This window comes from Patescibacteria group bacterium (genome assembly GCA_040390045.1).
In the GTDB taxonomy this organism is placed as follows: Bacteria; Patescibacteriota; Minisyncoccia; order Phycocordibacterales; family SIBU01; genus SIBU01.
Genome location: JAZJZC010000002.1, coordinates 48,782 through 61,693, shown reverse-complemented (window position 1 = coordinate 61,693; position 12,912 = coordinate 48,782). Strand labels below are relative to the sequence as shown.

At 42.0% G+C, this 12,912-nt stretch carries 21 protein-coding genes; 2 read left to right on the top strand and 19 right to left on the bottom strand.

Features of this window, described 5'->3' with window-relative positions; translation table 11 throughout:
* Positions 1-40: 40 nt before the first annotated feature.
* The 6 genes from V4467_02180 to V4467_02155 all read right to left on the bottom strand — a co-directional run bounded on the left by V4467_02180 (position 41) and on the right by V4467_02155 (position 4,688).
* The gene (locus tag V4467_02180) at positions 41-325 is read right to left on the bottom strand and encodes a hypothetical protein (protein ID MES2087781.1); all 285 of its coding nucleotides are present in this window, start codon (positions 323-325) and stop codon (positions 41-43) included.
* A gap of 3 nt (positions 326-328) precedes the next feature.
* Positions 329-1,522, bottom strand: a complete 1,194-nt coding sequence (locus tag V4467_02175) for a hypothetical protein (protein ID MES2087780.1) — start codon at positions 1,520-1,522, stop codon at positions 329-331.
* A 70-nt stretch (positions 1,523-1,592) separates the two neighbouring features.
* On the bottom strand, positions 1,593-2,510 hold the full coding sequence (locus V4467_02170) for a phosphotransferase (GenBank protein ID MES2087779.1): 918 nt from the start codon (positions 2,508-2,510) through the stop codon (positions 1,593-1,595).
* Between the two features lie 7 nt (positions 2,511-2,517).
* A complete protein-coding gene (gene map, locus V4467_02165; protein ID MES2087778.1) occupies positions 2,518-3,291 on the bottom strand; it encodes a type I methionyl aminopeptidase in 774 nt (257 codons plus the stop codon).
* Between the two features lie 123 nt (positions 3,292-3,414).
* A complete protein-coding gene (pyrH, locus tag V4467_02160) occupies positions 3,415-4,098 on the bottom strand; it encodes a UMP kinase (GenBank protein MES2087777.1) in 684 nt (227 codons plus the stop codon).
* A 2-nt stretch (positions 4,099-4,100) separates the two neighbouring features.
* Positions 4,101-4,688, bottom strand: a complete 588-nt coding sequence (locus tag V4467_02155) for a nucleoside monophosphate kinase (protein ID MES2087776.1) — start codon at positions 4,686-4,688, stop codon at positions 4,101-4,103.
* A gap of 77 nt (positions 4,689-4,765) precedes the next feature.
* Here V4467_02155 and V4467_02150 point away from each other — a divergent pair, with 77 nt between their 5' ends.
* Together V4467_02150 and V4467_02145 are read left to right on the top strand one after the other, a co-directional pair.
* A complete protein-coding gene (locus V4467_02150) occupies positions 4,766-5,335 on the top strand; it encodes an AAA family ATPase (GenBank protein MES2087775.1) in 570 nt (189 codons plus the stop codon).
* 180 nt (positions 5,336-5,515) lie between these two features.
* Positions 5,516-5,992, top strand: coding sequence for a hypothetical protein (locus tag V4467_02145; protein ID MES2087774.1), 477 nt, complete (start codon positions 5,516-5,518; stop codon positions 5,990-5,992).
* Between the two features lie 139 nt (positions 5,993-6,131).
* Here the strand turns inward: V4467_02145 and secY are convergent, their stop codons facing one another.
* The 13 genes from secY to rplP all read right to left on the bottom strand — a co-directional run bounded on the left by secY (position 6,132) and on the right by rplP (position 12,838).
* Positions 6,132-7,403, bottom strand: a complete 1,272-nt coding sequence (secY, locus tag V4467_02140; GenBank protein ID MES2087773.1) for a preprotein translocase subunit SecY — start codon at positions 7,401-7,403, stop codon at positions 6,132-6,134.
* Between the two features lie 76 nt (positions 7,404-7,479).
* Positions 7,480-7,920, bottom strand: coding sequence for a 50S ribosomal protein L15 (rplO, locus tag V4467_02135; GenBank protein MES2087772.1), 441 nt, complete (start codon positions 7,918-7,920; stop codon positions 7,480-7,482).
* Positions 7,921-7,925: 5 nt separating this feature from the next.
* A complete protein-coding gene (locus V4467_02130; protein ID MES2087771.1) occupies positions 7,926-8,624 on the bottom strand; it encodes a 30S ribosomal protein S5 in 699 nt (232 codons plus the stop codon).
* Between the two features lie 6 nt (positions 8,625-8,630).
* A complete protein-coding gene (gene rplR / locus V4467_02125; GenBank protein MES2087770.1) occupies positions 8,631-8,993 on the bottom strand; it encodes a 50S ribosomal protein L18 in 363 nt (120 codons plus the stop codon).
* A 97-nt stretch (positions 8,994-9,090) separates the two neighbouring features.
* Positions 9,091-9,624, bottom strand: a complete 534-nt coding sequence (gene rplF / locus V4467_02120; protein ID MES2087769.1) for a 50S ribosomal protein L6 — start codon at positions 9,622-9,624, stop codon at positions 9,091-9,093.
* 27 nt (positions 9,625-9,651) lie between these two features.
* Positions 9,652-10,047, bottom strand: coding sequence for a 30S ribosomal protein S8 (gene rpsH / locus V4467_02115; protein ID MES2087768.1), 396 nt, complete (start codon positions 10,045-10,047; stop codon positions 9,652-9,654).
* A gap of 21 nt (positions 10,048-10,068) precedes the next feature.
* On the bottom strand, positions 10,069-10,254 hold the full coding sequence (locus V4467_02110) for a type Z 30S ribosomal protein S14 (protein MES2087767.1): 186 nt from the start codon (positions 10,252-10,254) through the stop codon (positions 10,069-10,071).
* A 335-nt stretch (positions 10,255-10,589) separates the two neighbouring features.
* Positions 10,590-11,138, bottom strand: a complete 549-nt coding sequence (rplE, locus tag V4467_02105) for a 50S ribosomal protein L5 (GenBank protein MES2087766.1) — start codon at positions 11,136-11,138, stop codon at positions 10,590-10,592.
* A 43-nt stretch (positions 11,139-11,181) separates the two neighbouring features.
* Positions 11,182-11,487, bottom strand: coding sequence for a 50S ribosomal protein L24 (gene rplX / locus V4467_02100; GenBank protein MES2087765.1), 306 nt, complete (start codon positions 11,485-11,487; stop codon positions 11,182-11,184).
* A gap of 44 nt (positions 11,488-11,531) precedes the next feature.
* Positions 11,532-11,903, bottom strand: a complete 372-nt coding sequence (rplN, locus tag V4467_02095) for a 50S ribosomal protein L14 (protein ID MES2087764.1) — start codon at positions 11,901-11,903, stop codon at positions 11,532-11,534.
* A gap of 4 nt (positions 11,904-11,907) precedes the next feature.
* Positions 11,908-12,162: a 30S ribosomal protein S17 gene (gene rpsQ, locus V4467_02090; GenBank protein MES2087763.1), complete on the bottom strand. Its 255-nt coding sequence runs from the start codon at positions 12,160-12,162 to the stop codon at positions 11,908-11,910.
* A 63-nt stretch (positions 12,163-12,225) separates the two neighbouring features.
* Complete coding sequence (gene rpmC, locus V4467_02085; protein ID MES2087762.1) at positions 12,226-12,411, bottom strand: 50S ribosomal protein L29; 186 nt, start codon at positions 12,409-12,411, stop codon at positions 12,226-12,228.
* Positions 12,412-12,415: 4 nt separating this feature from the next.
* The gene (rplP, locus tag V4467_02080; GenBank protein MES2087761.1) at positions 12,416-12,838 is read right to left on the bottom strand and encodes a 50S ribosomal protein L16; all 423 of its coding nucleotides are present in this window, start codon (positions 12,836-12,838) and stop codon (positions 12,416-12,418) included.
* Between the last annotated feature and the right edge of the window lie 74 nt (positions 12,839-12,912).

Genomic DNA, 12,912 nt, shown 5'->3' with positions numbered 1-12,912 from the left:
ACGCCCCAATCCGCGGCGGCAGATTGGGGCGTTTTCGGTATTAGCTCAAACTCACTCGTGCCTGCTTAAGCTTAATCATATCCGTAGTCTTACTTTCAGCTGACTTGAGCATTTGAAGTTTTGCTAAAACGTCTTTGAGGTACTCCTTATACTCATCATCAATAGCATTCATGACCTTCATGTGAATTAGGGCATACTCAGCATACGCCGCTCCTTTTTGCTCTTCAGAAATATTGTCGAAAAAGTTTTTCAAGAGCTCAGCCGCTTCCTTGCCTTTCTTTTGAGCTAAAAGCTCTTCCAATTTTTCTGTATCAATGTCGGCCATAAATTATTTTGTGAGATTAATAATGAGACGCTTAATTAAAAGTCTTTTCGGGCCTTTCTCTGCCTCAACACCGTCCTTGCCAGCCAATATACCCTCCAAAATATTCACAACAAAAGCTCGTGATTCGCCTTGATCTTTAGCGCCTACTTTTTCTGCAAATTTCTCGAGAGATTTAGCGAGCTTTTCCGAGGCTCCGTCACTAAAATTCAATTTCTTAACGGTTTCAACTATTTTACCAGTAATAACTCCCTCTACCGCCGTATCAATTCTTTGTCTGACCGTCTCTTCTGTCTCACCGTTAAGGTAATCTGCCCCAGAGCCCGATTCGGAATCTCTGCTGGCAATTAACTTTTCAAGATATTTTCTGCCTTGTTCAATTTTCTCTAGTCCAGCCTTCGGATCAATGAGACTCTTTAATTTTTCCTGAGCTTTTGCCTGAGCAATTCTAGTAATCTCTCCAGCGAGTGGAGTGTTTCGGAGAATTTCCTGACGCATTGACGCATAACGCTCCTTTGCCTCGGCAAGCGCTACTTTTGTAGCTCCAGCTTCTTTTTGGGCCTCTAGATTAGCCTGTATATCTTCGTCAATATCCTTAAGTTCATTTTCAAAAGATTTTTGTCGTTTGTCCAAAGATTTGCCTGCAAATTTTGCGAGAAATGGAAATTTTTCCTGTTTCTCTAAAATACCACGCCATGTATCACCCCTTGTTTCTATAGCGTCCGAAGCTTTTTCCTTCAAATCAGCCTGTCTTTTTAGCAATTCTCCGTGCTCATCTTGCAAATTTTTCAAGTCAACATTAGCCACATCGGCCACCTGCTTCTCAAGTGCCGCAATTTCAGCCGGGCCGTTTTTAATTCTGGTCAATTGTCCCTCAAACTCGCTGATCAATTCAGGGTTATTTTTTACCTGATCTTCAATAAATTTAGCAACTGATGCGAGCTCGGTAGGAGAAAGTTTATTCTCCGTTTCTAATTCGAATTGTTGTTTGAAAAACTCCTGCAATCCTCTTGAAACTGTATCTTTCTTTTGAAATGTTTCAAATCGTTGCTTAATAGCGTCAACATCATCGAGACTGTTCTCAATACCAGGAATCTCGTTTAAATACTGCACAAACTTAGCGTTCTTCATGGCAACGTCAATGTCGAAAGGTGGTGTTTCAATGACTGGAGGCTTCTTTTCCGGAGCTGGATTATCCATAGTTTTAAATTAGTTTATATCTGGAAATTGTACTCCCCCTCTCTCAAAAGAGCAATCAGCGAGAGAGAAGCTAATTAACAACACCTCGGTGCAACAATCTTTGGTAAGTAGCCAAAGAACTTTCTGCTTTTATTCGATCGACAGCTCCTTTCCTGTGGTTTGCAATTACATCCACAAAATCGTTCAAAAAAGCAAAACTGACAAGTCGCTCGTAGGAAAGTTTGTTACCGGATTTTTCTTCGTAGGCAGAAACGATGTATTGGAAATAATCCGGGAAATCCCTGATGTATCGAGAAAATTCTTTGGCCACCTCGCCAAATTCTGCGGCGCCAAAATCAATAATTCCGGAAATTTTTTTTTCTTTAATGAGAATATTTTCGTGGTGTGAATCATTATGAAGAAACTGAAAGAATTGTTTATCTTGAGTCCTGTCGAAAATCACTTTGGCCTCCTTCGCCAGAATTTTAAATTCCTCAGGGACATCGGGGTCGAGAATCAATCGACCAAAATCAGCAGAAACTTCAGGGTGAAGGTCGGAAGACATATTGATCTGGATATTCATTGGCTCCAGCATCTCCTTGGTAACTTTCTTGCCAAGTTCTGCGTGAAAAAATCCTAACGCGCGACAGGTGTTGATCTTTTCTTCCTCTGAAAAAAGTGACCATAAACCCAAAAGCATTTCGCCCTCGATGTATTCATAGGCAAACATTTTAGGATTCTCAGAAACAAAAATCACCCGTGGCGTAGGGATAGATAAGTCGAGATTTTGTAATAATCGCAATAGAGCAGCTTCAACAGAAAGATCGTTTTCTTGCTTGGAAGCCCCGGCGTCAGTTCTTTCTTTTTTGATACTATATTTGGCGCTCTTGCGAGTTCGAGCGTAATAGACATCGTTGCAGTAGCCTTTTCCTTTTAACGAGAAGTCTGCAATTTCTTCACCAAGAAGTTCTTGAATTTTTAATTTGAGCTGTTCTTCTTGATTCTCCATAAAACCTTTACTGAGTTAAAATTTCCGCCTCTCCATCTGTAATGACAATTGTTTTTTCAAAGTGGGCACTTCGTTTGCCATCCGCTGTTCTGTAGGTGTAACCGTCCGGTGCGAGAAGAACCTGCTTGCCTCCCTCATTGACCATGGGTTCAATGGCAAGCACCATACAGGGCTTTAAAACAGGCCCGGATGTCCGCTTACCGTAGTTTGGCACATAGGGATCTTCGTGCACTTTGTAGCCAACGCCGTGTCCTGCAAGCTCTTCCACAATGCCGTAATTGCCGGCCGATTTAATGTAACTTTCAATGGCAAAACTAATTTCTCCCACGCGACTACCGGCTCGCGCTTTTGCAATGCCTTCCGCCAACGCGCTTTCCGTCACTGACAAAAGTTTTTTGGCCGACGCATCAATTTTCCCCACGGCGACGGTCACCGCCATATCGGTGAATAATCCCTTGTGAACAAGACCCATATCAAGTGACACGATGTCACCTTCTTTCAAAATTTTAGACGATTCATTTGGAATACCGTGAACAATCTCATCGTTAATCGAAACACACAACGAAGCTGGGTAAGGACGGTTGGCGCCGTAGGGTTTGTAATTAAGAAATGCAGATTTGTCTCCGCCTTCCTTGACCAATTTTTCGGCAAGTGCGTTCAACGCGAGTGCAGTTTGTCCCGGATGAACTTCGGCGGCCAGTGCATGCAAAATCTCCGCGAGACGTTTCCCACCCTCGCGTAAAATCGCAATTTCTTCTGGAGTTTTAATTGTAATATTCATAAAAAGTTAAAATCCGAAATCCTAAGCACGAAATCCGAAACAATATCTAAATTCTAATTTAAAAAATTTTAAACATTTAAATTTTCGGGGTTCGTTTCGAATTTCGAAATTAGTGCTTCGAATTTATCTTATGGTCGTCCCAACAAAAGATTTTCCCTCAAAATAGTTTTTCAAATTATCCAAATTGGCACCGTTCATAATTACCACTTCAAGACCGAGTTTCTGAGCCTCTTTTGCGGCAACCGGATCAAACGGCCAATTGCCGCCCGGAGACCACTCAGCTTCTGGAAAAATTTTTCCGAAATCGCTCCACGAAATTTTTTCAAGTTTTTTAGCATCCGGAAATCTCTTAGGATCTTTGTCGTACAAATAATCAATATTGGATAAATTAATAATCGAGTACGCTTCAGACTCGCTCGCCAAAAGAACAGCGTCGTAATCACTGCTGTGTCCTGGCACTCTTCCCGCTCCAATAGCAATCGAAGTTTGTACGTTAGGTAATACACCATCATCAACAATAACTGAAGCGTGGGCAAGATCGGCAAAAACCACCCGAATGAGCTCGGCGTTAATTTTGGTAGCGGAAATACCAATCCAATCCAAGTCATCTTTACTCGGAGAAACGATTTTTACTGCGGCATCCTGATATCGGCGACAGGTCTTACCACCTCCCGCAATAATCACAAATTTTTTTCCGAGTGCAACCTGAGCCTTGATAAGCTCACTGAAAGACTTTAGGAAATTGACATCGAGCTCACCTGGCACGATCAGCGAGCCGCCGAGAGAAATAATAATGGGATTTTTCATATTTAAAAACGTAAAGCTTTAATGATGTCTGCATGCACACTTTCGATAGACTGCTCACCGTTAATCGTAAAGGTTTCGTAATTTTCTTTATTCTTAAAATAATTCATGGCTGGAATAACCTTGTTAACGTACTCATCAAACCTTTTTTCGATTCCCTCTTTGGTATCATCATGCCTGCCACGTAATAAATTTCGCTTCATGGCTTCCTCACGACTCAATTCAATGTAGATAAGTTTTACGTTTTTTCTTTTGTAAAATTTTACCACCTCATCGAGGCACTCTGATTGGGCGATCGTTCTCGGATACCCATCGGCAATAAGATCTTTTTCGTCTGTAAGATCGCGAATGAGCAAATTGGTAAAAATAGAATTGGTCAAAAAATCAGGTTGCAATCCGCCGGCGTTAAGCGTCGTAACAACCAAAGAGCCTGTCAACGTTTTTGACTCGATGATTTTTCGATACTCGTTACCCGGATATGCGTACACCACCTCCCGATTAAATCGAGCCTTCAAAAAATCCTGCAGGAGTTTAACCTGAGTTCCCTTACCTGAACCAGCGATACCAAAAAATACGAATGTATTGCCTTGCATGGCTTAAGAATAGCTAATTTACGGCTAAAAATCAAAATTTTCATTTGTATGAAAAATATGTTTTAATTGTCTGACATATGCTAAAAAAGAAGATCATATCGATAACCGGCACACTCGGTAGTGGTAAATCAAGCACTGCTGATCTAGTTGCAAAAAAACTTGGATTTAAACGTTTTTCTGCTGGAGACTTTACTCGAAAAATTGCGCTTGAGATGGGCATTTCATTGAATGAGCTTTCTAAAAAAGAGGAGGAAGATAAAAGTATAGATTTGAGAGTGGACGAAGAATTAACGAAGGCGGGAGAAACAGAAAAAAGTGTTATTGATGCTCGCATGGCCTTTCACTTTATTCCGAATTCTTTCAAAGTGTACCTTGAACTTCCGCCGGAGATAGCCAAGGGTAGAATCTTAAAAAATATTACAGAGAATCCGCTGCGCCAGCAAAGTGAAGATGCCAAAACCCCTGAAGAAGTTTACGAAAAAATAATCCAGAGATTAAATAGTGAGAAAAAAAGATATACAGAATACTATAACATTGACCACACCGACAAAACTAAATTCGACCTCGTGATAAACACCAATGAAAATAGTCTTGAAAAAGTTGCAGATACTATTGTCTCGAGCTATAAGGACTGGATTGCTGGCTAAAGCTGAAAATTTGCTATACATCGTTTGACATTCCACTATGAATGTGATAGTTTGATTTTTAGTCGTTCTTCTCAACTGGCTCTTCCCGTTCTCGGAATGAGGGCAGATTGAGAATCAACAAAACCAGACTAAAAACTGGGTCATTGGAACCTATGAGCGTCTACACCGCACAGATAAAAGATGAACACCCTATCGACAAATACCGTCCTAAAACAATTCCCCTGGCTCACCGGCTATATTGAAAAAGTCCACGAACGAAATGGCGGCTTGGAAATCAGGCCGACAATCGAGAACGTGAGGGTAGAGGGAATTACTCTGGAGCTCCTCGAAAAAGGGACCGACCGCAACTGGTCTCGATACCACTTCCTACTAGACAAGGATGGCAATGAACTCCTTGAGGTTGGCAGTAAAATCGTCAGGCATTGGATTTTTTGGCGGAAAAAAATCATCCTCGACAACGTGAGCGTAGGTGATAGTTTCACCGGTTCGGAAATGCTCGGAGAAGTTTGCTTCATCCTGGCGTTTGAGTGGAACTGGGCGACCTTGCACAAACTGCCTACATCGTTCACTTTACGCGACTGGCTTGGGCAACAGAAATTTCACGCACAGCATGAACTGAGAAAAAAGCTTGCGGAAATTGACGAGCCAAGAAATTGACCTTGCTTTCTCATCGCCCAGGCATAAATCTGGGCGATTTTTTTGTAAAAAACTGTACGATATATCGTACAGTTTTTTCTTATTCTTGATTCGTGAACCTGCCTGCCGGCAGGCAGGTCTTAAATCCTGATTCTTCCTTTTAATACTCCCGCATTGAGAGCTGAGCCTCCACCTTTTTAACGAGATCGAGAACCACTGAAACCACAATGAGAAGCGCTGTACCTCCGATAGCAAGCGAAGCAATACCAGTAAACGCCTTAACGGCGAGCGGCAAGACTGCAATGACACCGAGGAAGAGCGCACCAACAAGCGTAATGCGGGTCAAGACTTTTGAAATGTACTCTGAGGTAGCCTGACCTGGACGAACGCCGGGAATAAAGGCGCCGCTTTTCTGAAGGTTGGTTGAAATTGAATCCGGGTCAAACGTAACAGCCGTATAAAAATAGGTGAACAAGAAAACCAAAATAAAGTAAGCAGAGGCGTAAAACAACTGATTGGAAATCAATCCGAGCACAAAGGTAGAAATGCTTTTAACTGTTGGATTAGCAACGTTCGAGAGGAAGTTAAAAATAAGTTGAGGGAAAAGAAGAATTGAAAGAGCGAAAATGATTGGAATTACTCCAGCCTGATTAACGCGCAATGGGAGGTAGGTTGAAACACCGCCGTACACTTTGTTACCGCGAACTCGTTTTGCATAGGTAATAGGAATCGGTCGTTCAGCTTCAGTGACAATCACCACACCCAACACAATAAGTGCGGCGGCTACCACAAATCCTAAGTAGAGTGGAATCTGAGCCACATCAAAGTTGACCAAAGTTTGACTAATAACCGTTGGGAGACGAGCCACGATACCGGCAAAGATAATGAGTGAAAGTCCGTTACCAATACCAAATTCGGTCATCAGCTCTCCAAGCCACATAAGAAGCATAGCACCCCCGGTAACTACAATCACATTCACCAAGCGAGCGAAAAGGGTTAGGTCACCCAAAACACCTTGTCTCTCAAGCAAAATAAGAAAGCTGAAAGCTTGCAGGATAGCGAGTGGCACGGCAATCATTCTGGTGTACTGTGCAAATTTTAATTTACCCGCTTCCCCTTCCTCTTGATAGAGCGCCTTAAGTCGTGGAGACATCATGGTCATAAGTTGCATGATGATTGAACCGGTGATGTATGGACCAACGCCGAGCATGACGATTGAAAGATTGCCAAGTCCTCCACCAGAAAAGACATCGAGCAAACCTAGAAACTGGTTACCAGCCAAAAGCGCATGAAGCTTGAGCGAATCAATACCCGGAATTGGAATAGCGGCCAAGAGTCTGAAAACTATCAATAAAACTAAAATAAACAAAACCTTCTTTCGCAAAAGACGATCTTGAAAAACTAATTTGATTTTGTTGAAAAAATTGTTCATAAAATACTAAATACAAATCTTTACGAATATACGAATGTTTACAATTTGTACTTTTGTACTAATTTGTATTTCGTATTTACGCTATCGTCCCTCCCGCCTTCTCCACTTTCGTTCGAGCAGAAGCTGAGACGGCGCACCCTGAGATTGTAAATTTTTTTGTGATCTCCCCTGTTCCAAGAATTTTTACTTTTACAGTATCTCCTTTTCTCATTTCAATGAGACCTTTGGTGGCCAGCGTTTCAGGATTAATAGTCTCCCCTGCTCCAAAATGTTTCTCTAAAAGATCCAAGTTCACAGGAAGCGCTCGCGATTGGAAAGATTGGAAAATATTTTTTCCTCGTCCGCGAAGTTTCGGAACGCGCTTAATCATGTCTCGAAGTTCTGGTCGAACTTTGTGTCCGGCGCGCGCTGTCTGTCCCTTACCTCCACGTCCAGAAGTCTTTCCGCGTTTAGAACCGCGACCAACTTGAATGCTGCGTTTGTTAGGGTGAACTCTTTGTAATGTGTTGCTCTGCATAAATTTTAAATTATTTTAGCCAGTGTTTCTTCAGCGGCCAAAGTTTCAGGAACAATATCTTTAGTGACCACAACCACATCAGCAGTCTTCTTGATTGGAGTCGCAAATTCTCCCAACGCTTTGATAGTGGCACGAGCAATGTTCAATTTATTTTTACTACCAGAGAAAATTTTACCAGCAACATCTCGAACGCCAGCCAACTCCAAAACATCTCGGAGGGCGCTTCCCGCAATCAATCCTCGACGAGGAGCTGGCATGATGAGCACTCGAGCGCTTGAGTATTTGGTGCGAACTTCGTAGGGAATTGAGTTAGTTTTTGAAAGGGACAATTTTAACAAATGTTTCTTAGCGTTCTTAGTGGCTTTGTCGATAGCAAGAGAAGTATCTCCTGCTTTGCCAGTACCCACGCCAACTGAACCCTTTTTATTTCCAAGCACCAAAGCGACACTGAAACTAAAACGTCGGCCTCCAGAAGCCACACGAGTAACGCGTCTGATAGCAAGCATTTTAGAATCAAATTCTGAACGAACGCGCTCTTCTCGAGGGCCTTTTTTGCGATCCGGTCGAGCGCCACCTGAAAATCGTCCGCGATTCTGGGTCTGACCTCCTTTGTTATCGCGAGGAATAGCTGAAACTGGAGCGGCCATGGCGGCTACTGGAGTTGCTACTGGAGTTGTTATTGGTTGTGGTGTGTTATTTTCCATAAAAAATTAAAAATCTAAACCTCCTTCCCTTGCGCCGTCAGCCAAGGCCTTTATTCTTCCGGTGTAAATGAAACCACCTCGGTCAAAAACAACTTTCTTAATTTTTTTAGCCAAAGCCTCTTTCGCCAAAGTTTTTCCCGCTTCGAGTGACGCCGCTGTTTTATTTAAAGTAGATTTGCCTTTTTCAGCAACCATTGATGAAACTGAAGCCAAAGTTTTCTGATTTTCGTCATCGATAAGCTGAGCGTAGACGTATGAATTTGATCGGAACACTGAGAGTCGAGGAACAGCCGCCGTTCCAGAAACTCTAGAACGAATCTTTTTGTGTCGGCGAGTTCTCTTTTCAATTTTAATTTTATTTTTGTCCATTTGCTTTAGTTCATCAAGTTATAAAGTTCTTAAAGTTATAAAGTAATTTGCATTTTTGCTTGATGAACTTTATAAACTTGAAACTTTATAAACTTCTTTATGCTGTCTTCTTACCTTGCTTCCTGCGGATAACTTCATTGTCGTATCGAATTCCCTTTCCTTTATACGGTTCAGGTTTCTTCAAGTCTCGGATAGCGGCGGCAAACTGACCAACCTCTTCAGTATTAATTCCTGAAATTGAAACGACTCCTTTTTCTGATTTTACCGTAAGAGTTTTTGGAATTTTTACTTTAACTTGATGTGAAAAACCAAGGTTAAGGACAAGCTCTTCGCCCTTCACTTCTGCTTTAAAACCAATTCCTTCAATGATAAGTTTCTTTTGGAAAAGAGTATTGACGCCCTTGATCATGTTGGCCGCGTGAGAGGCATAGGTTCCCCAAAGTGCGAGTGTTCCACCATCTTTCTTTTTTGGTGTAAATTGCAATGTGCCATCAACAACCTCAACAGCGATAGTTGGTTTGAAATCTCTCGTGAGTGTACCGAGTGGTCCTTTCACGGTCAAAGAATTACCGGAAATAGTAGCGGTTGTTCCTGCAGTAATGGTTATTGGTTTTTTTCCGATTCTTGACATAAATTTAAAATATTTATCCGTTTACGACTACCATATTTGAAACAACGCTTCTCCTCCGACATTTTCTTTTCTCGCCTCCTTGTCTGTCAAAATACCTTTAGGGGTCGACATGATAAGACTGCCGTAACCACTTTTAATTGGAGAAACATTTTTAATTTTTTTGTAGACGCGCTTTGAAACATTAGAAATTCGGCGAGCGCCTTTAAATTTAGGTTTGCCGCCGACGTAGACTAAGTTGGCTTCAATCTGTCGGTGAGTCTTTTTACCCTTTTTTGAAATGAGATCCAAATACCCAACACGTTCAAGAGCCTGAGCAACAGCCAAAATATTTTTAGACAACGGGAAAACCACTTGGCTTTTGTTTGTAGCCGAAGCGTTTCTAATTCTAACAATCATGTCTCCTATTGAATCGGTTGATACCATAAACGGTGAAGCTAGATCAAATTACCACGATGACTTCTTAATGCCCGGAATCATACCTTCATTGGCATATTCTCTAAAACAAATGCGGCACAAACCAAAATCTCTCATGTACCCGTGCTTTCTTCCACAGCGAAAGCAGCGTCGGACAATACGAGTACTGAATTTAGGTTTCTTTTGTGACCTTGCGATTACTGATGTTTTTGCCATCGTTATGAAAGTAAAAAGCTCCGTACGAGCTTCCGAACCATGTTAACAAGAGAGCCCTATAAAGTCAACCGGATTTGACCCCTACCCTTATAGTAAAGTATTGTAACTAATGGAAATATTGGTACGGGGCGCAACACTGAATTTAGTATGGCAATTCAACCAAAATGTGACAAGTGTCAGAACGAGCTCATGGAACTCGGCGCCATTCTTTGGAGTCCGCCGGATAGACGTGGAAAATGTCGAAAGCTCCATCTCTGCGCTCGCTGTTACAAAATAGTCCTTAAGGGAATCTTTTCAAGATAGCAAAACCGCCCAGAGTACTGGACGGTTTTTAATTATTTTGCCTTTTCGTCTTTCTTAAATGGAAAGCCTAGCTTCTCAAAGAATACCGCTGCCTCCTTCTTATTTTTAGCAGTGGTAACGACAGTGACGCCAATACCGAACACATCTTTCAATTCTTCGTCAGTAGTTTCAGGAAAAATAGTGTGTTCTTTCAGACCAATACTGATGTTTCCCATTTCATCGATTGAAGATTTGGTGAGCCCACGAAAGTCTTTGGTTCGAGGAAGAGCGATGTTGAGAAGCTTGTCCAAGAAATCGTACATGCGAGCGCCGCGAAGGGTGGTCTGAGTTCCGACAGGATCATTTTGGCGAACTTTAAAAGATGCTATAGATTTTTTGGCACCCTTGACTGAAAGTTTCTGGCCGGAAATTTTTGCCAAACGATCCTTCACAATTTCAATTTTTTTCTTATCTTTAAAAGAACCGATGCCTGAGGAGAGCATGATTTTCACGAGTCGAGGAACTTGCATGATGTTTGTATAACCAAACTCTTGTTTGAGAGATCCGAATATTTCTTTTTCTTTTTCTCGTGTTGTTTTCATTTTATTTAAAGCTTACAGCTGTAAGCTACAAGCTTAAAGCTTCCTAAATCTCCTTCCCACTCTTTCTGTTAATTCTGACAAATCGTTCACCGACAAGCTTGCGGCCAGTCTTAACAGGCCTTGCGGTATCTGGATCAACAATCATGACGTTGGAAACATGAATCGGCATTGGTCGGTCAATAATCTGTCCTTTCTCACCAGATTTTCGAGCGCGCTGGTGTTTTTTCTTGAGATTAAATCCTGCAATCAAAACCATGTCTTTCTTTGGAAACACACGGGTAATCTTGCCGGTTTTACCCTTATCTTTGCCAGCAATTATGATTACGTTGTCTTTTTGTTTAATTTTCATTGAATTTAAAAGCTTAAAGCTATTAGCTGTCAGCTTACAGCTTCTTAGACTATTTCCGGCGCCCGTGAAGCGATAGTCTGGAAACCAGCATCGGCAATTTCACGTGGGATTGGACCGAACACGCGACCAGCAATCGGCTCTTTCTTTCCTTTTTCCAAAATCACCACGGCGTTTTCGTCAAAACGGATGTATGAACCGTCTTTACGTCGGTAGGCTTTTCTCTGTCTGACTACCACCGCGTGAAGCACATCTTTCTTCTTGACAGATTTTCGAGGTTCAGCTTTTTGCACTGAAAGCACGACGATCTCGCCGAGTTCTGCGTAGTGTTTCATTGAACCTCCAAGCACTTTAAAAATTCTTCCGACTTTTGCTCCGGAGTTATCAGCGATGGTGACAATTGATCGTGGCTGAATCATGGTTTTATGCTACTTTAAAATGTTTATCTTTCGACAAGGGCCTACATTCGACAATGTCGATAACCTCCCCGAGCGCTTTGGTATTACCGACATCATGAGCCTTGTATCTCTTGGTGATCTGAATGTATTTCTCGTATTTTGGGTGTTTTACAAAACTATCAACGGCAACAACAATGGTGTCTTTCATTTTCACTGAAACCACCTTGCCTCGGAGCATTTTTCCACCTGTTTTTTTCTGTTGTTCGTTGGCTTGTTTCATCGTAATGCTTGTTATTGAAAAGTGATACTAACCTAAAAAGATACTGTTGTCTATCGGGCTTGATTAATTAACTTTCTGAGAACGCATCTCGGTTAAAATCTGGGCAATACTGGTTCGCAATTCTCTTCCCGCTTTCACATTCTTATTTTTGCCACTTGCAGCCTCAAAACGAAAAACTCGAAGCGCCTCACGTTTCTCTGCCAAAATTTTTTCCAACTCATCAGCCGGTTTTCCTTTAAATTCTTTCATGGGATTATGCTTCTCGACTGATAATTTTGGTTTTGAGTGGCAATTTGGTACCAGCCTTGCGGAGCGCCTCTTTTGCGCCAACACTTTCTACTCCATCAAGTTCAAAAATCATTCTTCCTGGTTTAACTTGTACACAGTAACCTTGGGGATCTCCTTTCCCCTTACCCATTCCTACTTCAGCAGCCTTTTGTGTAAACGGTCGGTCAGGGAAAATGCGGATCCAAATCTTGCCGGCTTTGCCCGCAGAACGAGCCAAAACTTTTCGAGCGGCCTCAAGTTGTTTTGATTCAACACGGAATGAAGACATGGCTTTCAAACCGAAAGAACCGAAAGAGAGTTCGGTGCCACGAGTTTCAACCCACGGACGCTTATCGTTGCGTCGGCTGGTATGCCACTTTCTGTATTTAACTTTTTTTGGTAACAACATAAATGTAGGGTTTAGGGTGGAGGGTTTAGGGTTGAGTTTTCTGAAATTTTCAGATTATACCCTAACCCCTATAC